The sequence below is a fragment of the Aeromonas sp. SER genome (assembly GCF_038739615.1).
In the GTDB taxonomy this organism is placed as follows: domain Bacteria; phylum Pseudomonadota; class Gammaproteobacteria; order Enterobacterales; family Aeromonadaceae; genus Aeromonas; species Aeromonas jandaei.
The window spans coordinates 215,691-238,974 of the sequence record NZ_JBCGFC010000005.1 but is presented as its reverse complement, the minus strand read 5'-3'; the positions used below and the strand labels follow the sequence as shown (position 1 = coordinate 238,974).

Genomic DNA, 23,284 nt, shown 5'->3' with positions numbered 1-23,284 from the left:
GGATGCCCCGTTTTGTTATTGTCAGAAGCTCAGACCGGGAGACAGCTGCTCCGGCATTGCCGCTTTGCTATCCTCGACGGATGCAACAGGATAAGCACAGTAGTCAGCGGCGTAGTAGGCGCTCGCCCTGTGGTTGCCGGAAGCGCCGATACCGCCAAACGGCGCGGCACTGGAGGCACCGGTAATGGGTTTGTTCCAGTTGACGATGCCGGCCCGGATCCGCTTGAAGAAGTGATTCCAGTCCGCCTCCTTGTCACCCAGCAGACCGGCCGAGAGGCCGTAGCGAGTGGCATTGGCCAGATCGATGGCCGCATCGAAATCGTCATAGCGGATGAGCTGCAGCAGCGGGCCGAAGTACTCTTCGTCCGGCAGCGTGCTGACCGCAGTCACGTCGATGATGCCCGGGGAGACAAAGCCGGTGCCCGCTTTCAGGTGCTCAAGCACCTGCAGGCTTTCGCCGCCCAGCTGTTGCAGGTTGGCCTGCGCTTCGACCATGCCAATCGCAGCTTTCTCGCTGATCATCGCCCCCATAAACGGCTGTTCTGCAGCGTCATAGAGGCCGACCTTGATCTTGCCCACCACCTCGACCAGTCGCTTGACCAGCGTATCGCCACGCTCGCCGCGCTCGACAAACAGGCGACGCGAGCAGGTGCAGCGCTGACCGGAGGTGATAAACGCCGACTGGATGATGGCATGGACGGCCCCGTCGATGTCACTCACCTCTTTCACGATCAGCGGGTTGTTGCCACCCATCTCGAGGGCCAGAATTTTGCCCGGCTGACCGGCAAACTGCTGATGGAGGAAATGACCGGTACGGGAGGAGCCGGTAAAGAAGAGGCCATCGATATCGGGGTTGCCCGCCAGCGCCTTGCCGGTCTCGACTTCGCCCTGCACCAGATTGATGACCCCTTTGGGCAGCCCCGCCTCCTGCCACACCTTGAGCATGGCTTCCGCCACCATGGGGGTCAGCTCGGAGGGTTTGAACACCACGGCATTACCCGCGATCAGCGCTGGCACTATGTGGCCGTTGGGCAGATGGCCCGGGAAGTTGTAGGGACCAAAGACCGCCACCACACCGTGGGGCTTGTGACGGACAAACGCCTTGGCGCCCGGCATGGGGTTTTCCACTGTACCGGTGCGCTCGTCATGGGCGCGGATGGAGATGGCGATCTTGCCCTGCATGGCGGCCACTTCGGTGCGGGTCTCCCACAGCGGTTTGCCGGTTTCGCGGGCGATAGTCTGCGCCAACGCCTCCTTATGCTCACCCAGCAGGTCGGCATAGCGACGCACTATGGTCAGGCGATCCTCGAGATCCATATCAGACCAGTGGTAGAAGGCGGCGCGGGCAGCCTTGACGGCCGCATCGACCTGAGCCGCACTGGCGGCAGCGCCCTGCCAGATCACCTCGTTTTTGGCCGGATCCCGTGACTCGAACGGCTTGCCTTCACCGGCAAGCCACTGACCGTCGATAAATTGCACTAACTGGCTCATCCATTCACTCCCTGTCGCTGACAGGCAGCCTCGGCTGCCTGCTTGATAATCAATTTGCTTGTCCTGTCTGCCTCAGTCGAGGTCGACTACCCGCACCATGTCGCCATCCTGCACCTTGAGTGCCGTCGCCATCTTGGGCGGGATGATGGCCTCGTGCTTGTCGAGATCGACCCGGATATTGCCGTAGCAGGCACGGTACTGTTCGAAACGGCTGTTGCAGAGCAGGTGGGTACGGCCACCGATGGGCTCGCCCACCAGCACCCGCAGTTTCTGGCTACGACGCACGCTGCGGATGTTCTTCAACTCGCATTCGACCGCCGGCCCTGCATCGAAAATATCGACATAGCCGCGATTCACGAATCCCTCGTCCTGCAGCATCTTGATGGCCGGACGGGTCTTCTCGTGGGTCTGGCCGATGACGGCGCGCGCCTCCTTGCTCAGCAAGTTGACGTAGATGGGGTACTTGGGCATCAGCTCGGCGATGAAGCGCTTCTTGCCGATCCCGGTAAGGTAGTCGACGGTGGGAAAGTCCATCGAGAAGAAATGGGTCTGCAGCCACTCGTAGAAGGGGCTGTGGCCATTGCCATCCGAGACGCCGCGCATCTCGGCAAAGACGGTTTCGTCAAACAGCTCCGGGTGCTCGGCCATAAACAGGAAGCGGTGCTTGGAGAGCAGGCGGCCGTTGAGCCCCTCGCGGGCACATTCGCGCAGGAACAGGGTGCAAAGTTCGGTATTGCCGGTGTAGTCATTGGAGAGAGTCAGCGTCTCGACCACATTGTAGATACCGAGTTTGGGCGAAGAGTGCACCACCTTGCCGATGTGGTAGTTGTAAAACGGCTGGGAGAGACCAACAGCCGCATCGATGGCGCAGGTCCCGACCATCTCGCCGGTCTCGAGATCCTCGGCTACGAAGAAGTAGAGGCAGTCCCCCTTGCCGGCCGGCTTGTCGGAAAAAGTCTGGGTGGAAGCATCGATCTTGCGCTGCAGCAGCTCATCGTTGACGGGCAACGAGGTCATGCCGGTGCCGGACTCGATGGCGCAGGTCTTGAGCCCGGCAAAATCTTTTTGCTCGATGGGACGGATAACCAACATAAATGACAACTCCCTTTCATTGACGTCAGGTGGGGTCCCGGCTCCTGCCGGGAGGGCTCCCCACCTCAATTTGGATCAGGCGTTAACCACCTGGGCGACCGCTTTCTCGAAGCGGGCCAACCCCTCCTTGATGTCCGCTTCCGGGATCACCAGCGAAGGAGCAAAACGAACCACGTTGGTGCCGGCAACCAGCGCCATCAGCCCCTGATCGATGGAGGCCAGCAGGAAGTCGCGCGAGCGCCCCTTGTACTCTTCGCTCAGGGCTGCGCCCAGCAGCAGCCCCTTGCCGCGGATTTCGCTGAAGCAGTGGTACTTGGCATTGATGGCTTCAAGCCCATCACGGAACAGCTGCTCGCGCTGCTTGATACCCGCCAGCACCTCCGGGGTATTGATTACATCGATCACTGCTTCCGCCACCGCACAGGCCAGCGGGTTGCCACCGTAAGTAGAGCCGTGAGTGCCCACTTTCAGGTAAGAGGCTATTTCGTTGGTAGTCAGCATGGCGCCGATGGGGAAACCGCCACCCAGAGCCTTGGCGCTGGTGAGGATGTCCGGCGTGACGCCAAGCCCCATGTAGGCGTAGAGCTCGCCGGTACGACCGACACCGGACTGTACTTCGTCATAGATGAGCAGGGCATTGTGCTTGTCGCACAGCTCGCGCACCCCTTTGGCAAACTCGTCGGTGGGACGAATGATGCCACCCTCCCCCTGCAGCGGCTCCATCACCACGGCGCAGGTGTTATCGGAGATCACGTCAGCCAGCGCGGCCAGATCGTTGTAGGGGACGTGGGTGATGTCACCGGGCTTGGGCCCGAAACCATCGGAGTAGGCAGCCTGACCGCCGACGCTGACGGTAAAGAAGGTGCGACCGTGGAAGCCCTGATTGAAGGCGATGATCTGGGTCTTCTGCTCGCCAAACTTCTCGATGGCGTAGCGGCGGGCCAGCTTGAGGGCGGCCTCGTTGGCCTCGGCGCCGGAGTTGCAGAAGTAGACCTTGTCGGCAAAGGTGGCGGCGACCAGCTTCTTGGCCAGACGCAGGGCCGGCTCGTTGGTCATCACGTTGGAGAGGTGCCACAGCTTCTCGCCCTGGCTTTTCAGGGCCTCGACCAGCTTGGGATGGCAGTGGCCAAGGCCGTTTACGGCGATGCCCCCGGCAAAGTCGACATACTCGCGACCATCCTGATCCCAGACACGTGATCCTTCGCCACGAACCGGGATGATCTTGGCCGGCGCATAGTTGGGAACCATCACTTCATCAAACACTTCACGTGTCACTGCCAACAACTCTGACATATAGCTCTCCTTCGATTCGGCGACAGAATAATCCACCGCCCAAAAGTTAAATCCGTGTAAACGTGACGGGATTATCACAGAAATAAAGTAAAAAGTCTGTAACAAGAGGGCCTGTAAGGAACAATGTTCGACTGCCCCTGATATTTTAGGCAACCGCATTGCATAACGACTCAGGGGGGCTTGGCAAGAGATAATTTGGGCAGGAGAGGGGGTGAATAAAGTGTCAGAGAAATTTTTTTTGCCTTCTCTCGATATTGAGAAGGTGGTCACAACTTTTTATGAACGGGTCAGAAAATTGGCCAGTAGCAAATGGCCCTGTTCGCTCAAAATACTCTCCGGATGGAACTGCACGCCCTCGATGTTGAGCGTCTTGTGGCGCAGCCCCATGATCTCGTCGAACGAGCCATCTGCATGCTCGCTCCAGGCGGTGATCTCGAAGCAGTCGGGCAGCGTCTCGCGCTCCACTACCAGCGAATGATATCGGGTCACCCGCAAGGGATCCTTGAGACCAAAGAATACCCCTTCGCCGCGATGACGGATGAGGGAGGTCTTGCCGTGCATTACCTGACGCGCGCGAACCACGCGGGCACCAAACGCCTGCGCCAGCGACTGATGACCAAGGCAGACGCCGAGAATGGGCAGCTTGCCAGCGAAATGGGTGATGGCGTCGAGAGAGATACCTGCCTCGTTGGGAGTACAGGGGCCGGGAGAGATAACCAGAAAACGGGGAGATAACTGCTCGATATCGGTCAGCGTCAGTTCATCATTGCGTCTGACCTCTACCTCCTGACCCAGCGCACCAAAATATTGCACCAGATTCCAGGTAAAGGAGTCGTAGTTATCAATTAACAGCAACATGAGATAACCAGCAGCGGAGAATTAACGATCGAGAAAACGACCCTGCTCCATTTCCCGCTCACGCTGACATTCGGCCAGATAGATGGCGGCAGCAATGGCTGCGGTCTTGTGATGCTTGTCGATGGCATTGGAGACCATCAATTGCAGGGTATTGAGGTTTTTCGCCTTGCGAAACTTGCGCAGCCAGTGACCTTTGTCACTCAGCTCTTCAATTGAAATATTCGGTTGAACAGACATGGGTACTCTTGGGGATATATCCCGAGTTGGAATAATAAAATCAAATAAAAATAGGGCTGGGGAAAATAAAGAAAGCCAGGCAAATACCCAGCTCTCTTCTACTACACCTTCCCAGTATGTCAGGCTCGAGGAACGAAGCCGACTACATCATATACGCTGGTCAAAGTTTTTTCAGCCCTTTCACGCGCCTTTTGTGCCCCTTCGGCCAAAATCGCAATCAGATGGGCCTCATCCTGACGCAGCTCATTGAAACGGGCCTGAATCGGCTCCAGCAGTGCGACAACCGCCTCGGCGGTTTCGGTCTTGAGATGACCGTACATCTTGCCTTCAAAATGCTGCTCCAGCTCCGGGATGGAGCGACCGGTCACACCGGACATCAGGGTCAGCAGGTTGGAGACGCCCGGTTTGTTTTCCGGATCGAAACGAACCACGGCCGGATCGTCGGAGTCGGTCACCGCACGCTTGATCTTCTTGACGATCTGCTTGGGATCTTCCAGCAGGCCGATGAAGTTGGCCTCGTTGTCATCCGACTTGGACATCTTCTTGGTCGGATCCTGCAGGCTCATCACTCGCGCCCCTTCGGTCGGAATGAAGGGCTCAGGCATGGTGAACACCTCACCATAGAGGTTGTTGAAACGGGTGCAGATGTCGCGGGTCAGCTCGAGATGCTGCTTCTGGTCGTTGCCGACCGGCACCTGATTGGCCTGATAGAGCAGGATATCGGCCGCCATCAGCACCGGATAACCGAACAGGCCGACGTTGACGTTGTTCTCGAAACGGGCGGACTTGTCTTTGAACTGGGTCATGCGCGACAGCTCACCCATCTGGGTATAGCAGTTGAGGATCCAGCCCAGCTCGGCGTGCTGCGGCACGTGAGACTGGATGAAAACGGTGCTCTTCTTGGGATCGATACCGACCGCCAGATAGAGGGCGGCCGCATCGAGACAGGCCTTGCGCAGGGCAACCGGATCCTGGCGGGTGGTGATGGCATGCAGGTCGACGATGCAGTAGAGGCAGTCGTACTCATCCTGCATGTTGACCCACTGACGCAGTGCGCCCATGTAGTTGCCGATGGTCAGCTGACCGGAGGGCTGCGCCCCGCTCAATACGATTGGTTTGGTCATGAGAGTAGTAATCCTTGTAATTCAGCCAGTCCGGCGACGCGCTTAGCTCAACAGCGCATCGAGCTGGGAAAAGTGTTCGAACACCCAGTCAGGCTGGGAGTCGGCAATGGGGCGGCCATAGTTGTAACCGTAGGTGAGCCCCACCACCTTCATGCCGGCCGCCTTGGCAGCCAGCACATCATTTTCGGAGTCACCCACCATCAGGGTACGAGCCGGACTCACTCCCAGCTCCTGGCAGGCGTGCAGCAAGGGCTCCGGACTCGGCTTCTTGACCGGTACGCAGTTGCCGCCGAGCCAGAGCGCGAAGCAATCGCTGATACCGAGGGCATCAAGAATAGGCGCGACAAAATCGCTCGGCTTGTTGGTGACGATCGCCTGCTTGTAACCCAGGGTTTGCAGGCGGCGTAGACTCCAGGCAACCCCATCATACATGGCCAATCCCTGCAGCAAACAGGCGTTGTAGTGCTGGAAAAAGATCGGACGGGCCTTGGCAAACAGCTCGGGGTCGGCCTCGCGATAGGCAAGGGCCCGCTGGATCAGCTTGTCGGCGCCATTGCCGACCCAGGTACGGATAACCGCTTCATCTGCTTGTTCCAGACCCAGATCAGCCAGCGTCAGATTGACTGCCAGCGCCAGCTGGGCGGCGCTGTCGATCAGGGTGCCGTCCAGATCGAACAGCACCAGGTCAAATGCACGCTCAGCGTTTGACATGAGCCAGCTCCGCACGCATCTGGTCGATCACCGCTTTGTAATCGGGCTTGCCGAAGATGGCAGAACCGGCGACGAACATGTCGGCACCCGCTTCGGCGATTTCACGGATATTGTCGACCTTGACCCCACCATCGATCTCGAGGCGAATGTCACGGCCGCTCTCGTCGATCAGGCGACGCACCTGACGCAGCTTGTCGAGGGTGCCGGGGATGAAGCTCTGGCCACCGAAGCCCGGGTTGACCGACATCAGCAGGATCACGTCCAGCTTGTCCATCACATACTCGAGGCAGGAGAGCGAGGTAGCCGGATTGAGCACCAGACCCGCCTGGCAGCCCATCTCCTTGATCAGGCCCAGAGAACGGTCGACGTGGTCAGACGCTTCCGGATGAAAGGTGATGAGGGAAGCACCCGCCTTGGCAAAATCGGGAATGATGCGATCCACCGGCTTGACCATCAGATGCACGTCGATGGGGGCCTCGATACCAAAGTCACGCAGCGCCTGACAGACCATGGGGCCAATGGTCAGGTTGGGGACATAGTGGTTGTCCATCACGTCGAAGTGAACCACGTCGGCACCGGCAGCCAGTACCTTGGCTACGTCGTCACCCAGACGGGCAAAATCGGCAGAGAGGATCGAGGGGGCAATCAGAAAGTCTTTCATCAGCATCATCCATTGGCAGCCAGGGAGAAAAAGCGGCGCAATTTTAACGTAAATGGCGGGCGAAAACGACTCGAAAGCGGGAGAAATGGGGCAATCCCCTACCCTGCTTCCATTCAAGTCGGCTCGCCAAACAAAAACGGCCCCCGAAGGTGCCGTCTTGTTGCTAGCTCAGCGGCAGCAGCTCGCTGTCGCTGGGGTAGTAGCCCTGCTCAGGTTCGATTCCGGGCGGATAGAGCGCCAGCAACTCGGCTACCTTGTTGCGGGTGCCACCGTTGCGGCTGATGGTGCGTTTGACCAGGATCTCGTCGAGACGGGCGCCGCGATAAAGCTCGCGGGTCAGTTCGATGTCGTGATTGCTGATCAGTACCGGCACGCCCTTATGGGCCGCGGTGTGCCGCGCCAGACGGGCAAGTACCGCCTGATCGTCCAGCGTAAAGCCGCCAGCTGCATAGGTGGTGAAGCTCGCCGTGGTAGAGAGCGGCGCATAGGGAGGATCGCAGTAGATAACCCAATCCTCTTCGGCCCGCTTGATAGCATCAGCGTAGCTTTCGCAGATAAAGGTCGCTTTCTGCGCCTTCTCGGCAAAGGCCCACAGCTCCTTCTCCGGGAAGTAGGGCTTTTTGTAGGAACCAAACGGGACGTTGAAGCCTCCCTTCTTGTTGTAACGGCACAGGCCATTGAAGCCGTGGCGGTTGAGGAAGAGGAACAGCAGGGAGCGCTCGAAGCTGGTATCGGTCTGGTTGAACTGGGTACGCAGCCGGTAGTAGGCAGCCTTGTGGTTATGCTCGGCCACAAACAGCTTGCGCGCTTCGTCGATGAAGTGATCCGGCGTCTCTTTGAGATGGTTATAGAGGGCGATCAGATCCGGATTGATGTCATTGAGCACATAGGCGTCGTAGTCGGTATTGAGGAAGACAGAACCGGCCCCGACGAAAGGCTCCAGCAACACACGCCCGGCTGGCAAACGCTCGGCGATCTCTTCAACCAGGGAGTATTTTCCCCCGGCCCATTTTAAAAAAGCGCGTGTTTTTTTCATGGAAATCCGGTGTGTAAGAAGGCAAGACCCAAAAAGGGGGTCGATTCTACCCCCTTATCCGGTATCAAGGCTATTGCTTCAGCTCTTTTTGTACCTGTGCAAACGACTTGGGCCAGGGCTGCCCTTTCAGCAGCTCGGGGGAGAGTTTTCGAATGGCGCTTTTGGCCTGGCTCAAACCGGCGTAATCCCCCTGCAGAACCACATACCAGGGGCTACCGCGGAACTTGGTCTGATAGACCCACACCTTGCCCGCCAAACCATGCTCGGCAACAAACTGATCCACCGCCTTGGTGTTGCTCGCCCCCATCAACTGGATGCTGTAGTGGTTACGCGGCTTCTTGGTGAGAGTCGCCACGGGCGTGAGCTCCACCTTGGGCGCTGGCGCGGCGGCCGGTTCGCTGCGGGTGGTTGGCGCAGGCGTAGCAGTTTTGCTCGTTGCGGTAACCGGCGCACTGGTCGCTGCTTTGGCAGTGGCCGTGCCAGTCGCGGCAGCACCACTCGCCACCGCCGTGCCTTTGCCGGTCAGCTCGTCAACCACATCGGTCGGCAATGCACCGCTCACCTTGGGCTCGCTCATCAGCTTTTGCACCACCTCGTCAGAGATCACCACCCGGCGCCCCTCGTAGTTGGTGGATTCGGTCGTGACGGTATCGCTGTCGACCGACTTGGGCAGCACCTTGGCCTCCGGTTGCCAATCCTTCACTACGCCAGTAGCACTGCTAGCATCGCCGCTGCCATTATCCTGCGCAGCCTGCTGGCTGCTATCGCCACTGCCGACGGTCAGGGGATCGCCGCCTAAAACCTGGATGGGCAAGGGGGTTGTCTGAGCCGGGTCTTGCATGGCAGGTTTGCTGTCGCTGCTAAACAGCGCAGGCAGCAGATAGCTCATCGCCAGCAGACCACCAGCCACCACCGCGATGACGGTGGCAATCTTCTTGACGGGCAACTCGGCCTGACGCTTCTTGGGCCTTCTGTCGGTCATGATATCCTCCAGTAACTGCATGATGGTGGACGGATGTCCATTCGCCGTAGTAAGGATCTCTTCCACTTTGACCTTGGGCAAGAGGGTCGTCGGGATCTTGAGCTCTTTGGCCTTTTCATACAAGAAGATGCGTTGCTCGGGTGGGCTCAGTGGCGGCACCTCCAGCTCCAGCGCCGGCATGGCTCGCCCTTTGAGCAGAGGCCGCTGGCTGCGACACCAGTGATCACTCCCGGAGACGATGATGGCCAGGCGATGCGGTGCTGCCAGCGTATCATTGTGGCGGCTGATGGCCCACAGCTCACCCAGCAGCTCGGCAGGCAGCTCGTCTGCCCGCTCGATCATCAGCAACAGGGTGGCAGGTTTGCTCCCCTCCAGCATGCGAAAGAAGCTGTCAGCCAGCGCATCCTGCGGGTTGAACAGAGGGCGGGCCACCACTTGAGGCAGCAGCAGTTGACGCACATCCACCATCTTCATGGCAGGAGTGCCTATCAGGCTGACGACGCGTACTTTTTCCGGCAGTTTGCCGAGCAATGACTCGCAGAGGGTACCGCGACCGCTCCCGGGCTTGCCGGAGAGAAAGATAAAAGGGTGATTGAATTCAATCAGATGCAGCAGCCGATCAACCAGCTGCCGCTGGGAAGGAAATTGAAGGAGTTTACTCACGACCTGACTCGATCACCGCCAACAGCTCTGCGTCGGAGACATCTGCAACCACCTGTGCATGACCGATACCGACCGGCAAAACCAGACGCAGCTTGCCTTCCAGTACCTTCTTGTCGCGACGCATATGGCGAATAAAGGCGGCAAAATCCATCTCGGCCGGTGCCTTGATCGGCAAGTTTGCCGCCAGCAGCAGAGCGCGAACGCGAGCAACTTCCAGCTCGGTCATCTCGCCACGGGCCTGAGCCGTCCAGGCCGCCAGCATAATACCTGCCGCTACCGCTTCGCCGTGCAGCCAGTTGCCGTAGCCCTGTTCCGCTTCGATAGCATGACCAAAGGTGTGGCCCAGATTGAGCAGTGCTCGTACGCCATGCTCGGTCTCGTCCTGACCGACCACATCCGCTTTGATCTGGCAGCAGCGCTTGATGGCGTAGGCCAAAGCCGCAGGATCAAGCTGTTGCAGCAGAACCATGTTCTGCTCCAGCCAGCTGAAGAAATCTGCATCCCAAATGATGCCGTACTTGATCACCTCGGCCATCCCTGCAGCAAATTCGCGGGCGGGCAAGGTAGAGAGACACTCGGTATCGATAACAACCTGACGGGGCTGGTAAAAGGCTCCGATCATGTTCTTGCCAAGCGGGTGGTTGACGGCAGTTTTACCGCCAACAGAGGAGTCAACCTGGGAGAGCAGGGTGGTCGGGATCTGGATAAAAGGAATGCCACGTTGATAGCTTGCTGCCGCAAAGCCCACCACATCCCCGATCACACCGCCTCCCAGAGCGATCAGTGTCGTATCGCGCCCATGGTTGGTTTCAAGCAGAGCAGACATGATCTGCTCGAAGGTTGCCAGGTTCTTGTAAGCCTCGCCATCCGGCAGGATCAGGTGCTCGACCTGAAAACCGGAGAGTCGGGAGGTGACCAGCTCAAGATAGAGCGGGGCAACGACCGTGTTGGTCACTATCATTACCCGCTTGCCCTTGATAGCCGATGTCAGCACATCAGCACGCTGCAACAAGCCTGCAGCTATCTCGATGGGATAGCTGCGTTCACCCAATTCAACCTTCAACCGTTCCATGGACGTCCTCTTGTTTACATACCGATCAGCTTGACGATTTGATTGGCAACCACTTTTGCACTCTGCTCATCGGTATGCACAACAAAGTCGGCAACCTCTTCATACAGGGCATTACGCTCTTGTGCCAGGCGCTCAAGCACTTCACGAGCTGGCTCTTCGGTCTGCAGCAGAGGGCGACGCTTGTCGCGTTGTGTACGCGCCAGCTGCTTTTCAATGGTGGTTTCGAGGTAGACCACGATGCCACGAGCAGAGAGTTTATTGCGAGTTTCACGACTCTTGATGGCACCGCCACCGGTCGCCAGCACGATACCCTGCTGTTCGGAGAGCTCGCCGATCACCTTCTCTTCGCGGATCCGAAAACCCTCTTCGCCTTCAACATCGAACACCCAGCTGATATCAGCACCACTGCGGCGCTCAATCTCATGATCTGAGTCGAAAAACTCCATGTGCAGTTGTTCTGCCAGATGTCTACCTATGGTGCTCTTGCCCGCACCCATGGGACCTATCAGGAAAATATTGCGTTTCTCAGCCATGTCTTTTCGTTAGTAATTACAAACTGTACGACCCCGATAAATACTGGATCGGGGTACCTGTGAACCTTATCTTGCGATGGATCAGGTGGGGGATTATCTCAATAGAAATCGGGACTGGCAACCGCAGCCCTTACGCCCCAGCCGTGTCGGGGCGTAAGGTTATATGTGTTTTACCCTCACATGTAAAGCATTCAAAAAGCGTCGGTGACTATCTTGGGTGTCACGAAAATCAGCAGTTCACGCTTTTTGTTCTCACTGGTTGTCTTGCGAAACAAGGCCCCCAATCCGGGAATATCACCCAGTAGCGGCACCTTGGTCACATCGCTCTTGATGGTCTGTTGGTAGATACCGCCGAGCACCAGGGTCTCACCATTGTTCACCAGCACCTGGGTGGTGATGGACTGGGCATTGATGGATACCGCATCACCTGTGCCGGTCGGCACAGTCTCACCCTTGGTATCCTGAGTAACGGTCAGATCGAGGATCACTCGATTGTCGGGAGTGATCTGCGGAGTCACCTTCAGACTCAACACAGCCTTCTTGAAGGTCACAGAGGTAGCACCACTGGAAGATGACTCTACATAGGGGATCTCGGTACCCTGCTCAATCAGCGCCGGTTTCTGGTTGGCGGTTGTCACCCGGGGGCTTGCTATGATTTCGGCCTTGCTCTCCTTCTCCAGCGCAGAGAGTTCAAGGTCCAGAAGCGTGCCATCGGCCAGACGAGCCACCTGGAAGGCCAGTGTGCCAGCGGCATTGGTCACAGGTAGATTGACGTTCATGCGATCATCAACGGTAGGTCTGGTAATCGCCGACGTACCGTTGTTATTACCTGAAGTATCGTTACCTTGGATGGAGCCCGAGGTGCTGTTGCCATGGCCATCATTCTTGGTCACTCCCCAACGCACACCGAGAGCCTCGTCAAAGCCATCGTCAATGGTCACCATGCGAGCTTCAATAACGACCTGCTTGACCGGTATATCGAGAATATCCAGCATTCGCTTGATATTGCTGATCACCTCAGCCGTATCCTTCACCACCAGCACGTTGGTACGCTCGTCCACACTTACTGCACCGCGCGACGAGAGCAGCTTGGTGCTCTGGGAGGAGAGCAACGCCGCGACTTCAGATGCTTTGGCATAGTTGATCTGCAGATATTCGGTGTAAAGCGGTGCCAGATCGGCAACCTGATTGCGACTCTCCAACTGCTGTTTCTCGCGAGTAGCGATCTCGTCAGCAGGAGCAACCAGCAGAATATTGTTGTCCAGCCGCTTATCCAGCCCACGCACCTTCAGGATGATATCGAGTGCCTGCTCCCAGGGTACGCCATCAAGACGCAGTGTAATGTTACCGGATACAGAATCGGTGGTAACCAGATTGAGGTTATTGAAGTCAGCAATGAGCTGCAGCACGGTCCTTACAGGAATATCCTGAAAGTTCAATGAGATGGGTTTTCCTTGATACTGCTTGGAACCAGCCGCAGCCGTGCGCTTTTTCACCTCGATAATGAACATTTTGTCAGCTTGGTCATAGCGATAATCAAACTGACCATTCACCGAAAGCTCGAACAGGGTATCACTGCCCTGGCGGGACACTTCGACCTGAGAAACCGGAGTCGCAAAATCCTGTACATTGATAAGATTGAGCAAGCCATCAGGCACGCTGGTACCGTGGAATTTGGCCATCACAGTCTGGCCGCGACTGCTCACATCCACCGCAGCGGAGCTGTTGTCCAGTGTCACCAGAAACTCGCCCTGACCATCCTTGCCACGGCGAAAATCAACGCCAGTTACCGTATTGAAATAGGCGCCACCGCCACTGTTCTGATAATTATTGAGAACGGGTTTGGCTGAGGCCGTTGAGGCAACAGGCATCGCCTGCGGTTGAATAGACTGCGAACTGGCTACAACGTTGGAATTGATCAATGCCGATGTGGTGACAGGCGTTGCTGAAGTAGAAGCAGGTGTCGCAGCTGGGGTCAGCAGAGCACTCTGTGCATTAAAAGACGCCGTTGATGCCCCCTCCCCCAGCGATACTAGCAATTTGCTGCCCTGCTGCTGTACCTGGTAGGGGGCCAGCTGATCAAGAGCGATCTTGATATCAAGTCCGGCTCCTTTACCCTCCACCTTGATGTTATCAACCCCCTGTCTCTGGATTGGTAACGGATTGACCTTGAGGGCGCCGACTGCTCCAGGAATATGCAACAGCAGTTGATTGGGTTGGTAGGAGAGACGATCGGTAAAACTGCTGACTGGTTCACTAAAACTCAATTCAAGCTGCAGTTGGTCAGCAAGCAGAGGATTGACCTTGATCTCTTGCAGGGTTGCAACCGCCCAGGCCTGAGTAAAGGCACTGGCACAAAACAGCAGGGCCACCTTGGTTACATGTTCCATTGTTCTTCTCATTGCTGCTCATCCCTGATTATTGTTTTGCCTGCGTATTGGCCATGGCCAACTGGGTTTCTCTTGTTACCCAGCACCCCTTCCCATCCGGTATGGTTTCCAGCAAATCCACTGCAGTATCGGTAATTTTGATGACCCGCCCCTGATCAAGCCCCATATACTGGTTTAGCCCGACCCGCATAGACTGACCATCGGGAGTTCGGATCAACGCCCACAATTGCCCGGCCTTGGCCAATGAACCTTGCATCGACAGGCTGGCTAACGAGTAATTCTCCAGCACCTCTTTTTCCCGATCGCTTACTACTTGTGCACAATCAGGCTTTAGCTTGGCACTATTCTCTGTCCCACTGCTCGCCTCGGGCTGAGGCATCATGAAGGGGCTACGCAACTCCTGTTGTTGGTAGTGCATGGGAGAAAACGGCTTGAGCTCCGGCAATGGTTCAATGGGGATTGGCGGCCTTGCTTTAACGTCGGCAATATAGGAATCCATGTCCTCCTGGCCACCACACCCCGCCAGCAGGAGAGCAGGTAACAACCAGCAGATACGCTTCATTATTTAGACCCCACTGTTTTGCCGTTATATTTGTAGGTCTTGGCCAGCATCGACATCGAGATCAGGTCTCCCGAATCCTTGTTCTGATCGAGCGTAAAGGAGTCGAGGATGACGATACGAGGTAACGCCGCCATGTCAGCCGTGAACTTGCCAAGTTCATGATAGGTTCCTACCACCTCGATACGCATGGGAAGCTCGGTCGAAAACTCGTGTTTCACTTCAGGTTCCCAATTAATGCGATTCAGCTTCAAGCCGTTATCCGTCGCAATAAAACTGATGTCATCCAGCAACCCCGCTACTTCATGAGTATTGGGCAGCTGCTTTAGCTGGGTATCGACCAGATGTTCCAGCTCAACCATCTGAGCCTTGTATACCCCCAAGTTCGCAGCAAGCATCGCTTTGCTCTCAAACTGAGACTTCAGCTCAGTTTCCTTCTCCGTTTCTTGTGTCAGCACAGCCAGTGAATTGGCTATCACGTAGTAGTAGAGGAGCCCACCAGTCAACACGCAGCAAAACAGAATAAAGATCACTTTTGCAGCCTTGGGCCAGCTCGCTATGTTGTTGAAATCCAACTCATTGAGTTGCTGCAGATTCATTTTTTCTCCTTGTTCGCATCATCGGCAGCTGCCGCATTGTTGGCGATAAGGAACATCATGGAAAACTGGCTGAGGGAAACAGGCTCAACGTCGGCAGTAAAAATAGTGCTGATCTTGGACTGTCCCAGCCAACCGGAAGCATCAATCCTGCGCATCATGCTGGCTACCCGACCATATGCCTCCGTCTTGCCATTTACATCTATCGTATTGTTCTGCAAGGCGAGAGTGTTGAGATAAACCCCGTTAGGCACCAAAGATGGCAGTTGGTTGAAGAGGCGAACCGGCAAGTTGCGGCGCATCTGCAACTGCTCGATAAGCTGCATTCTGTCGATCAGCTCTTTGCGCCGCTCCTTGAGCAACCGGATCTCTCCCAGATGCGCATCCAAAATAGCCATCTCCTGAACAAGGCGCTGATTTCGCTGCTGCTGCGAGCCCACCTGATGTTCAACCAACCAGTCGACAAAGAACCCGAGTGCCACTGTAGCCAGCACAAAGGCTCCCAATAAGACACCAAACTGTTTCTTCTGGCGCTGTGCTCGTACCTCGCGCCAAGGCAGGAGGTTTATATTTGACATGGAGTGAAGCTCCTCAAGGCCAGCCCGAAAGCAGTCATATATTTCGCACCATGTGACTGTTCAACTTCACTTTTGGGTTTGCCAAACAAGGCAAAGGGATCCGGGTGCAATACCTCGCAGTTGACTTCCTCTTTCAGCTGCACCACCAGACCCGGCAACAAGCTCCCTCCACCGCTCAACACCAGCCTGGATACTTCCCGATAGCCGGAAGAGCTGCAAAAGAGCTGAATATTGCGGCGAACCTGCTGAAGCAGTGAGTTGATATGGGGCATCAGCACATCCAGCTCGTGATCCACCGGTAGCGTGCCTTTGGTCTTGGCCTGCTCTGCTTCTTCCAGCGTCATGCCATAAAAGGAGGAGAGTGCCTGGCTATATTGATCGCCACCGAAGTTTTGCAGCCGGGAGTAGATAACCTCCCCCTTAACTAGGGCTGCAAAGGTCATTGAGCTGGCACCGATATCTATTACCCCCACAGGCCGTTCGCTTTCCAGCAGCTCAGGCAGACAAGTCACCACGGCACGTCCCAGTGCGTGTGACCCGATATCAACCACTTTGACCATAAAACCTGACTCGGAAAGCGCACTAACCCTGCCATTCACACTTTCGGTTCGCGCTGCACTCAGCAGTACATCAAGACGTTCTTCATTGTTAAGGCTATTACCCAGTACCTCAAAATCGAGGCTGACCTCATCAAGCGGAAAGGGAATGATTTGCTCGGCCTCGAGCTGAACCTGATTCTCCAGCTCCTTGTCGCTGAGAGCGGCATCAAGTTGAATAACTTTGGTGATCACATTGGAACCCGTCACAGCCGTGGCGGCATAGTCGCTGTTACCGGGGAGCAGGCGTTTAAGACTTTTGAGGGACTGGCTGACTCGCTCGATATCCTGTAACTGGTAATCCACCAGCGTCCCCTTCGGGGTAACGATATCTGCGACGGAATCGATATGCAGCTTGCCGGGACGTCCACTGAGGGTGACCGCCTTGATGGTCTGACTGCCAAAATCAACGCCCACCAACGGGAGGAGGGATCCCTTGTTGAATAGCCCAAACATATACACATCCATGCGTTATTGGGTTTGGTTTCTGGGTTGAGTGTAGGACAGCCCACCCGAAGAGGTCTTTGGCTATCCTAAATGCTCTATCTATCAATGTCATAAAGTTTATACCGAAAAGTGACTTGCCTCGCTTTCTTAATCGGAAGGCGTCTCCTTGGTTATTGCGCCCCGGGGTGCTAACCTCTCGCATCCTTCGAGGTGGGTGGCTAGCCACAGGAAAACCTCGAATTCCAGATAGCAAAAGGGCTATACTCTGCGCCCGTTGGCTAATTTTAAGACGATTGGTAGTTCTTCCATGCTGAAATGGCTCGTTCGCCTGTTTATTGTCATGATGCTGGGTGCTGTGCTGGGTGTTGCCAGCCTCATCGGTATCTATTTCTACATCAAGCCTCAACTGCCTGACGTTACTGCACTGCGTGACGTCAAACTGGCAACTCCGATGCGGGTCTATAGTCGTGATGGCGAGTTGATCGCCCAATATGGCGAGATCCGTCGCATTCCGTTGCGTCTGGATGAAATTCCAAAGCCGATGATCGATGCCGTGCTGGCAACGGAAGATGCCCGCTTCTATGAGCACCCGGGGATCGACCCCATCGGCATCCTGCGCGCAGCAACTGTCTGGGCTGTCTCCGGCCAAGCCCGTCAGGGTGCCAGTACCATCACCCAGCAGGTTGCCCGCAACTTCTTCCTGAGCAACGAGAAGACCCTGATCCGCAAGATCAAGGAGGTCTTCCTTGCCTGGCGGATTGAGCAAAACCTCTCCAAAGACGAGATCCTCGAGCTCTATCTCAACAAGATTCCCCTTGGTTACCGTGCATTTGGTGTCGGCGCAGCCGCCCAGGTCTACTTCGGTAAAGAAGTAAAAGATTTGGGACTCGACGAGATCGCCATCATCGCCGGTCTGCCAAAGGCCCCCTCCATGCTCAACCCAATTCGTTCGCCGGAGCGCGCCTTTGCACGCCGCAATGTGGTGCTGGGTCGGATGCTGGAGACAGGCAAGATCACTCAGGCCCAGTTTGACGAAGCCTCCAAGATGCCAATCAAGGCTCGTTATCACGGCGCCGAAGTGACCCTGCATGCCCCCTATCTGGGTGAGATGGTGCGCCAGAAAATGGTCGAGCAGTTCGGTGAAGATGCCTACACCATGGGCCTGCATGTCTACACAACCGTCTCTGCCGAACGTCAGCGCGCGGCCAGACAGGCCCTGCTGGACGGTGTCTTTGCCTACGACATGCGCCACGGCTACCGCGGACCGAGCGAACAATTGTGGAAAGCTGGCGAGTCGAGCTGGGACTACGAGCAGATCGTCGCCCATCTGGCCAAACAGCCTACCTATGATCCGCTGATGGCTGCCGTCGTCACCAAGCTGGATGACCGTAATGCCACCCTGGTTCTGAAAAATGGTAAAGAAGCTACCCTTGGCTGGAACGGCATCAAGTGGGCTCGCGCCTTTATTACCGACGACCGCCAGGGCTATGCCCCCAAATCAGCGCGGGATGTGTTGAAAGTCGGCGCCCGGATCTGGGTTCGCGAGCAGGGCGAAGAGCTGCTGCTGGCTCAAATACCGGACGTCAACGCGGCACTGGTTGCCATGAACCCGAAAAATGGTGCGCTGGAAGCGCTGGTCGGTGGCTTCAGCTTCGAACTCTCCAAGTTCAACCGGGTTGATCAAGCACGTCGCCAGATTGGTTCCAACATCAAGCCTTTCCTCTATGCCACCGCGCTGGAGCATGGTTATACCCTGGCGTCACTTATCAACGACGCACCGATCAACCAGTGGGATCCCTCCAAGGGGCCGATGTGGCAACCCAAAAACTCGCCGGCCGTCTACGATGGCCCGACACCGCTGCGTTTGGGGCTCGCCAAGTCCAAGAACGTCATGTCAGTACGCCTGATGCGCGCCATTGGCCTCGATACCTATATCGACGGCCTGACCCGCTTCGGTTTCCCGCGTGACTTCATTTCACCTCATGAAGCATTGGCACTGGGCGCTGCCGAATTCACGCCTCTTGAAGTGGTGCGCGGCTACTCGGTACTGGCCAACGGCGGTTTCCTAGTCACCCCTTACTTTATCGACAAGGTAACCGACAGCCAGGAGAACACCCTCTATCAAGCCAATCCGGCGATCGCCTGCACTACCTGCGAACAGCAGAGTGACCCGCAGCAACAGACCGTACAAACTGCACCTGCCACTGAAGGAGCAGCACCCAGTGCAACTGCTGCTATAGCTCCGCATACCATCAGTGCCCAGAGTTCTTTCCTCATTACCGATACCCTGAGCACCGCCATCTGGGGTGGCAACGGCTGGCGCGGTACCGGCTGGCGTGCAGCGCGTGACCTCAAGCGTCACGATATTTCCGGTAAAACCGGTACCACCAACGAATCTCGTGATGCCTGGTTCTCCGGCTATACCCCGGATATTGTCGCCACATCCTGGATCGGGTTTGACAACCACCAGCGCGGTCTGGGCCGTGCCGAGTTTGGCGGTGGCGCTGCTCAGCCTATCTGGATCGACTTCATGAAGGTGGCGCTCAAGAATATCCCCGAGCACAAGATGCCGGTGCCGGAAGGGATCATGACCGTCAAGATTGACAGTGAGACAGGACTGCTGGCCACGGGTGGCGGTACCGATGAATACTTCAAGGAAGGAACCGAACCGACCCGCTATGCGACACCGACCTCTGATGGCAATCAGGTGTATGGCGGAGATAATCCGAATGTAGAAGGCCCCGTCTCCACCGACGATATCTTCTAAATCAGCTCAATGGTTCAAATCAAACCGGCAGCCTGCGCTGCCGGTTTTTTTATTGCGCCAGAGCGACCTTCATCAAGCCCGCAATTTTGGTTGCCAGTTCATTGAAACATGGGCGACGTACCGAGTAGTGACGATAGAGCAAAGAGATAGTCCGCCCGGGAACCGGATCGATAACAGGTCGATAACTGACGCCCCCTTCATCACGATCGGCAGGCACTGCAAGTCGGGGAATGAGGGTCATGCCACTACCAGCAGCCACCATGTTGCGCAGCGTCTCCAGGCTGGTTCCCTTGAACCGCTGATCCTCACCGATGCCGCCGGCGAAGCAAAAGCCCATGGCTTGATCTCGCAGGCAGTGGCCATCTTCCAGCATCAGCAGCTTTTTACCCTTGAGATGCCCGAGCGGTACCTCTTTGGATCTTGCCTCCGGGTGCTGGCAAGGCACTGCCAGCCACATCGGCTCGTGATAAAGCGGGATGGAGCCAAAGCCCTCCATGCCAGCCATCTCGGCCAGAATGACACAATCCAGCTCTCCCTCCTCCAGCCGCTTGAGCAAGCTCTGGGTCTGCTCTTCATAGAGGTAGAATTCCAGCTGGGGGAAGCTCTCGCGCAGGGCTTGAATAATACGAGGCAACAGGTAAGGCCCCACCGTCGGGATAAATCCGATATGGATCTCCCCCGACATGGGTTCTGAAAAATGCTGGCCGATACTCTTGAGCTCACGCACTTCCTTGAGCACGCGTCTCGCCTGCTGGGCCATGGCATCCCCTGCAGGGGTGAACAGAACCTTGCGTGAGGTACGCTCAATCAGGATCACTCCGAGTTCATCCTCCAGCTTGCGCAGCTGGCCGCTCAGGGTTGGCTGGCTGACAAAGCAGCGCTCGGCCGCCTTGCGAAAGTGCTTTTCCTCATCCAGTGCCACCAGATATTCGAGATCACGAAGGTTCATACAGCAAGAGTCCTGCCCGGCAAATGGGTCAACAGAATGCCCAATATCCGCACCAGGAACAAGCCATCGCCATCCCAGGGCTTACGCCATCTTGCTACGTTAATAAAAAAGGCCGACAACCTTGCGGTTGTCGGCCTTGCTTTTGTAACAATCACACCCGGAAACGGCGCACCATCTCCTGCAGCTGGGTCGCCAGATGGTTCAGTTCGTTGCACGCCTGCGCCATCTGGGTTGCGCCGGAGGCGACCTCCTCGGAGGCGTGGCTGATATTGACCACGTTGCGGTTGAGCTCCTCGCTCACCGCCCCCTGCTCTTCGGTCGCTGTCGCGATCTGGATATTCATGTGAGAGATGCTGCTGACCGAGCCACTGATCTGGGAGATAGACTCGCCAGCTTCCCGCGCCGTGGCCACAGTGGTATTCATCAGATCCTGGCTCTGCTGCATGGTGCTGCCCGCCTGTTCGGCGCGTTGTTGCAGCTCGGCGATGATGTTGTTGATCTGGGAAGTGGAGTCCTGAGTACGTTTAGCCAGGGTTCTCACCTCGTCCGCCACCACCGCAAACCCGCGCCCCTGTTCACCGGCACGGGCAGCCTCGATAGCCGCGTTGAGCGCCAGCAGGTTGGTCTGCTCGGCAATGCCGCGGATCACTTCCAGCACCATGCCAATGTTGCGACTGTCATCACCCAACTGGCGGATCACCACCGCGGTACTCTCAATAGCGCTCGCCACCCGCTCGATGCGCTGGATGGAGTCATTGACCGTCTTGGCCCCCAGTTCAGCAGTTTCACTGGCAGAAGTGGCCGCACTGGCGGCATCGCTGGTGTTGCGCGACACCTCCTGCACTGTGGCTTGCATCTCGTTCATCGCCGTTGCCAGCTGATTGAGCTCATGCTGCTGGGAATGCATATTGTTGGCAGACTGGCTGGCAACCGAGCTAATCTCCTCAGCTGCCGAACTCAGTTGCACCACGGAACCTGATACTTCGCTGACCAGAGTTCGCAAATTGGTCTGCATCTCGCCAAACCCCTTGGCCAGCGTACCCAATTCGTCGTTGTTGAACTGCTGCATATCGATACGCGAGGTGAGATCCCCGGCAGAGACTCTGCGAGTCTGCTCAAGGAGGGCCATCACCGGATTGCGGATCTGGCCAGTCAGCAACCAGGCAATCACAACGACAAAGCCAAGGGTGATCAGGCTGACGACGATGCTCATGGTTCTGGCACTGTCGTAGAGATCGGCCACCCCTTTGGTCATCTGCTCGGCGATTTCATTGTTGATCTCGCGCAGGCGATAGGATTTGGCCCCAGCCTCCTCCAACGCAGCTCTGGTCTCGTTTTTGCGCAGGCTTCTGACCTTATCCAGATCACCGGCAGCAAAGGCGCTCATCAGCTCTTCGTGAACCGAGAAGTACTTGGCTCCAGCGCTGCGGAGTTGATCATAAAGCTGCTTCTCTTCGTCGGTGGTGAAGGGCAAGGCACCATATTTATCTGCCGCAGCCTCAAACTCCTGCTTGGCCTTGTTGAAGGTGAGCGTCCGTTCACTCACCTCCTGCGCATCCTTGTTGAGTCCGCCAATGACCTGAGCCAGCTCGGAGCGACGCGCATCCAGAATGGCCACGTGCATCTGGCTGGAATAACGGGTGGAGGGCAGCAAATTGGTAGTGATGGTTTCAGTATCATCATAAAGCTTGGCCAACTGGCTGATGGAGAACCAGGCCAAGCCCAGAACCAGAACAGCCAGAACGGCAAATCCAGCACTCAGCTTCTGACCGATAGACATGTTTTTGAACATAGGAGGGGTTCCTTGAAATAGGTCTGCACTCCCGCAACATCCCTCGGGAATGGTCATATAGAGCATAGCCTGCAAGCAGAAAATCGAAGTGTTTCATATCGCTTCTGCATACCGGAATATCGGCCCGCCCCCTCCACGCTAAAGGTGCATTATCTGTTCACACTTTAATAACTATTTCATCAGTTCCAGCAGCTGCTGACGCAACCCGGCCGGGTCACCCAAGAAGTCGGACACTCGGACAGGACTCAGCTTGCCATCACACTCCAACCCAAGCGTGGGGTAGCCCTGACCACCTGCCCTCTTCATCCACCCCTGGCTGTCAGCCAGATGTTGCAGCAGAGGGGCCTGCAGATAGGCTTGCTGGAACGCCTCTTCACTGATCCCCTGCTCTGCTGCCAGCGTGGCCAGATGTTCGGCAGCGCCCACCCAGATCCCGTCCCGATAATGGGATTGCTGGATCCGGTGCAGCATGGTCAGGCCATCACCACCCAGTGCGGTGACTGCCAGTACCGCACGGATCGGCGGTTCGGAGTCCAGCAGACACCCCTCACGCAGCAGAAGATCGTTGAAATAACGCTCGCCAAAAGGCTGACCGGTCAGCGCTTCGATCCGCTGATCATGAGGCCGGACGTAGTCGCGCAGCGCTTCGCCCATCGGCTGACGACGCACACCCAGCCAGAGTCCGCCAGCATGGAGCTCAATCTTCAGCCCGGTAATGGTGGCAGCACTTTGCAGCAGGGGCGCCGCACCGTAGCACCAGCCACAGAGGGGGTCATAAACATAATGGAGAACGGAATTCTGTTGCTTCATGGTATCTCTCTTCACATTCAGGATAAAAAACCGGGCCCTCTGGCCCG

Annotated in this window: 21 protein-coding genes; 1 reads left to right on the top strand and 20 read right to left on the bottom strand. The window is 56.7% G+C overall.

Features of this window, described 5'->3' with window-relative positions; all coding sequences use genetic code 11:
* Positions 1 to 21: 21 nt before the first annotated feature.
* The 17 genes from astD to tapM form a co-directional block, all read right to left on the bottom strand.
* Entirely contained in the window at positions 22 to 1,491 is a 1,470-nt protein-coding gene (gene astD, locus AAHA41_RS10145) for a succinylglutamate-semialdehyde dehydrogenase (protein ID WP_323070401.1), read from the bottom strand.
* A gap of 72 nt (positions 1,492 to 1,563) precedes the next feature.
* On the bottom strand, positions 1,564 to 2,583 hold the full coding sequence (gene astA / locus AAHA41_RS10140; protein ID WP_323070400.1) for an arginine N-succinyltransferase: 1,020 nt from the start codon (positions 2,581 to 2,583) through the stop codon (positions 1,564 to 1,566).
* 75 nt (positions 2,584 to 2,658) lie between these two features.
* Complete coding sequence (locus AAHA41_RS10135) at positions 2,659 to 3,876, bottom strand: aspartate aminotransferase family protein (protein ID WP_041210025.1); 1,218 nt, start codon at positions 3,874 to 3,876, stop codon at positions 2,659 to 2,661.
* A 276-nt stretch (positions 3,877 to 4,152) separates the two neighbouring features.
* Positions 4,153 to 4,734 carry an aminodeoxychorismate synthase component II gene (locus AAHA41_RS10130; protein WP_323070399.1) on the bottom strand — a complete coding sequence of 194 codons (582 nt, stop codon included), beginning with the start codon at positions 4,732 to 4,734 and terminating at the stop codon, positions 4,153 to 4,155.
* A 21-nt stretch (positions 4,735 to 4,755) separates the two neighbouring features.
* On the bottom strand, positions 4,756 to 4,971 hold the full coding sequence (locus AAHA41_RS10125; protein ID WP_019446358.1) for a hypothetical protein: 216 nt from the start codon (positions 4,969 to 4,971) through the stop codon (positions 4,756 to 4,758).
* Between the two features lie 119 nt (positions 4,972 to 5,090).
* A complete protein-coding gene (gene trpS / locus AAHA41_RS10120) occupies positions 5,091 to 6,095 on the bottom strand; it encodes a tryptophan--tRNA ligase (RefSeq protein ID WP_019446357.1) in 1,005 nt (334 codons plus the stop codon).
* 42 nt (positions 6,096 to 6,137) lie between these two features.
* The gene (locus AAHA41_RS10115; protein WP_323070398.1) at positions 6,138 to 6,806 is read right to left on the bottom strand and encodes a phosphoglycolate phosphatase; all 669 of its coding nucleotides are present in this window, start codon (positions 6,804 to 6,806) and stop codon (positions 6,138 to 6,140) included.
* Positions 6,793 to 7,467: a ribulose-phosphate 3-epimerase gene (gene rpe / locus AAHA41_RS10110; RefSeq protein WP_041210023.1), complete on the bottom strand. Its 675-nt coding sequence runs from the start codon at positions 7,465 to 7,467 to the stop codon at positions 6,793 to 6,795. The genes AAHA41_RS10115 and rpe overlap by 14 nt, the downstream gene beginning before the upstream one ends.
* Positions 7,468 to 7,630: 163 nt before the next feature.
* Positions 7,631 to 8,503 carry a Dam family site-specific DNA-(adenine-N6)-methyltransferase gene (locus AAHA41_RS10105; protein ID WP_033113856.1) on the bottom strand — a complete coding sequence of 291 codons (873 nt, stop codon included), beginning with the start codon at positions 8,501 to 8,503 and terminating at the stop codon, positions 7,631 to 7,633.
* A 70-nt stretch (positions 8,504 to 8,573) separates the two neighbouring features.
* Positions 8,574 to 10,148, bottom strand: a complete 1,575-nt coding sequence (locus AAHA41_RS10100) for an AAA family ATPase (protein ID WP_323070397.1) — start codon at positions 10,146 to 10,148, stop codon at positions 8,574 to 8,576.
* Positions 10,141 to 11,220: a 3-dehydroquinate synthase gene (gene aroB / locus AAHA41_RS10095; RefSeq protein WP_323070396.1), complete on the bottom strand. Its 1,080-nt coding sequence runs from the start codon at positions 11,218 to 11,220 to the stop codon at positions 10,141 to 10,143. Before aroB ends, AAHA41_RS10100 begins: the two co-directional genes overlap by 8 nt.
* 14 nt (positions 11,221 to 11,234) lie before the next feature.
* Positions 11,235 to 11,753, bottom strand: a complete 519-nt coding sequence (gene aroK / locus AAHA41_RS10090; protein WP_033113859.1) for a shikimate kinase AroK — start codon at positions 11,751 to 11,753, stop codon at positions 11,235 to 11,237.
* 191 nt (positions 11,754 to 11,944) lie between these two features.
* On the bottom strand, positions 11,945 to 14,155 hold the full coding sequence (locus AAHA41_RS10085; RefSeq protein WP_323070395.1) for a type IV pilus secretin PilQ family protein: 2,211 nt from the start codon (positions 14,153 to 14,155) through the stop codon (positions 11,945 to 11,947).
* Between the two features lie 16 nt (positions 14,156 to 14,171).
* Positions 14,172 to 14,705 carry a pilus assembly protein PilP gene (locus AAHA41_RS10080; RefSeq protein ID WP_041210018.1) on the bottom strand — a complete coding sequence of 178 codons (534 nt, stop codon included), beginning with the start codon at positions 14,703 to 14,705 and terminating at the stop codon, positions 14,172 to 14,174.
* A complete protein-coding gene (gene tapO, locus AAHA41_RS10075; protein WP_033112649.1) occupies positions 14,705 to 15,301 on the bottom strand; it encodes a PilO family type IV pilus biogenesis protein TapO in 597 nt (198 codons plus the stop codon). Before tapO ends, AAHA41_RS10080 begins: the two co-directional genes overlap by 1 nt.
* Positions 15,298 to 15,876, bottom strand: coding sequence for a PilN family type IV pilus biogenesis protein TapN (gene tapN / locus AAHA41_RS10070; RefSeq protein ID WP_041210017.1), 579 nt, complete (start codon positions 15,874 to 15,876; stop codon positions 15,298 to 15,300). Before tapN ends, tapO begins: the two co-directional genes overlap by 4 nt.
* Positions 15,864 to 16,928 carry a PilM family type IVa pilus assembly protein TapM gene (tapM, locus tag AAHA41_RS10065; RefSeq protein ID WP_277988561.1) on the bottom strand — a complete coding sequence of 355 codons (1,065 nt, stop codon included), beginning with the start codon at positions 16,926 to 16,928 and terminating at the stop codon, positions 15,864 to 15,866. Before tapM ends, tapN begins: the two co-directional genes overlap by 13 nt.
* 298 nt (positions 16,929 to 17,226) lie before the next feature.
* Between tapM and AAHA41_RS10060 the strand changes: the two genes are divergently transcribed.
* Entirely contained in the window at positions 17,227 to 19,686 is a 2,460-nt protein-coding gene (locus tag AAHA41_RS10060) for a PBP1A family penicillin-binding protein (protein WP_219271119.1), read from the top strand.
* Between the two features lie 49 nt (positions 19,687 to 19,735).
* Here the strand turns inward: AAHA41_RS10060 and oxyR are convergent, their stop codons facing one another.
* From oxyR to AAHA41_RS10045, 3 genes are all read right to left on the bottom strand, one after another.
* Positions 19,736 to 20,635: a DNA-binding transcriptional regulator OxyR gene (oxyR, locus tag AAHA41_RS10055; protein ID WP_198505876.1), complete on the bottom strand. Its 900-nt coding sequence runs from the start codon at positions 20,633 to 20,635 to the stop codon at positions 19,736 to 19,738.
* A gap of 151 nt (positions 20,636 to 20,786) precedes the next feature.
* Positions 20,787 to 22,427 carry a methyl-accepting chemotaxis protein gene (locus AAHA41_RS10050; protein ID WP_323070394.1) on the bottom strand — a complete coding sequence of 547 codons (1,641 nt, stop codon included), beginning with the start codon at positions 22,425 to 22,427 and terminating at the stop codon, positions 20,787 to 20,789.
* Positions 22,428 to 22,598: 171 nt separating this feature from the next.
* Positions 22,599 to 23,237, bottom strand: coding sequence for a DsbA family protein (locus AAHA41_RS10045; RefSeq protein WP_323070393.1), 639 nt, complete (start codon positions 23,235 to 23,237; stop codon positions 22,599 to 22,601).
* Positions 23,238 to 23,284: the final 47 nt, after the last annotated feature.

Excerpts from the sequence above, each read along its gene's own strand:
- astD (WP_323070401.1), bottom strand. The coding sequence starts at position 1,491 with ATGAGCCAGTTAGTGCAATTTATCGACGGTCAGTGGCTTGCCGGTGAA.
- astA (WP_323070400.1), bottom strand. The coding sequence starts at position 2,583 with ATGTTGGTTATCCGTCCCATCGAGCAAAAAGATTTTGCCGGGCTCAAG.
- AAHA41_RS10135 (WP_041210025.1), bottom strand. The coding sequence starts at position 3,876 with ATGTCAGAGTTGTTGGCAGTGACACGTGAAGTGTTTGATGAAGTGATG.
- AAHA41_RS10130 (WP_323070399.1), bottom strand. The coding sequence starts at position 4,734 with ATGTTGCTGTTAATTGATAACTACGACTCCTTTACCTGGAATCTGGTG.
- AAHA41_RS10125 (WP_019446358.1), bottom strand. The coding sequence starts at position 4,971 with ATGTCTGTTCAACCGAATATTTCAATTGAAGAGCTGAGTGACAAAGGT.
- trpS (WP_019446357.1), bottom strand. The coding sequence starts at position 6,095 with ATGACCAAACCAATCGTATTGAGCGGGGCGCAGCCCTCCGGTCAGCTG.
- AAHA41_RS10115 (WP_323070398.1), bottom strand. The coding sequence starts at position 6,806 with ATGTCAAACGCTGAGCGTGCATTTGACCTGGTGCTGTTCGATCTGGAC.
- rpe (WP_041210023.1), bottom strand. The coding sequence starts at position 7,467 with ATGAAAGACTTTCTGATTGCCCCCTCGATCCTCTCTGCCGATTTTGCC.
- AAHA41_RS10105 (WP_033113856.1), bottom strand. The coding sequence starts at position 8,503 with ATGAAAAAAACACGCGCTTTTTTAAAATGGGCCGGGGGAAAATACTCC.
- aroB (WP_323070396.1), bottom strand. The coding sequence starts at position 11,220 with ATGGAACGGTTGAAGGTTGAATTGGGTGAACGCAGCTATCCCATCGAG.
- aroK (WP_033113859.1), bottom strand. The coding sequence starts at position 11,753 with ATGGCTGAGAAACGCAATATTTTCCTGATAGGTCCCATGGGTGCGGGC.
- AAHA41_RS10085 (WP_323070395.1), bottom strand. The coding sequence starts at position 14,155 with ATGAGAAGAACAATGGAACATGTAACCAAGGTGGCCCTGCTGTTTTGT.
- AAHA41_RS10080 (WP_041210018.1), bottom strand. The coding sequence starts at position 14,705 with ATGAAGCGTATCTGCTGGTTGTTACCTGCTCTCCTGCTGGCGGGGTGT.
- tapO (WP_033112649.1), bottom strand. The coding sequence starts at position 15,301 with ATGAATCTGCAGCAACTCAATGAGTTGGATTTCAACAACATAGCGAGC.
- tapN (WP_041210017.1), bottom strand. The coding sequence starts at position 15,876 with ATGTCAAATATAAACCTCCTGCCTTGGCGCGAGGTACGAGCACAGCGC.
- tapM (WP_277988561.1), bottom strand. The coding sequence starts at position 16,928 with ATGTTTGGGCTATTCAACAAGGGATCCCTCCTCCCGTTGGTGGGCGTT.
- AAHA41_RS10060 (WP_219271119.1), top strand. The coding sequence starts at position 17,227 with ATGCTGAAATGGCTCGTTCGCCTGTTTATTGTCATGATGCTGGGTGCT.
- oxyR (WP_198505876.1), bottom strand. The coding sequence starts at position 20,635 with ATGAACCTTCGTGATCTCGAATATCTGGTGGCACTGGATGAGGAAAAG.
- AAHA41_RS10050 (WP_323070394.1), bottom strand. The coding sequence starts at position 22,427 with ATGTTCAAAAACATGTCTATCGGTCAGAAGCTGAGTGCTGGATTTGCC.
- AAHA41_RS10045 (WP_323070393.1), bottom strand. The coding sequence starts at position 23,237 with ATGAAGCAACAGAATTCCGTTCTCCATTATGTTTATGACCCCCTCTGT.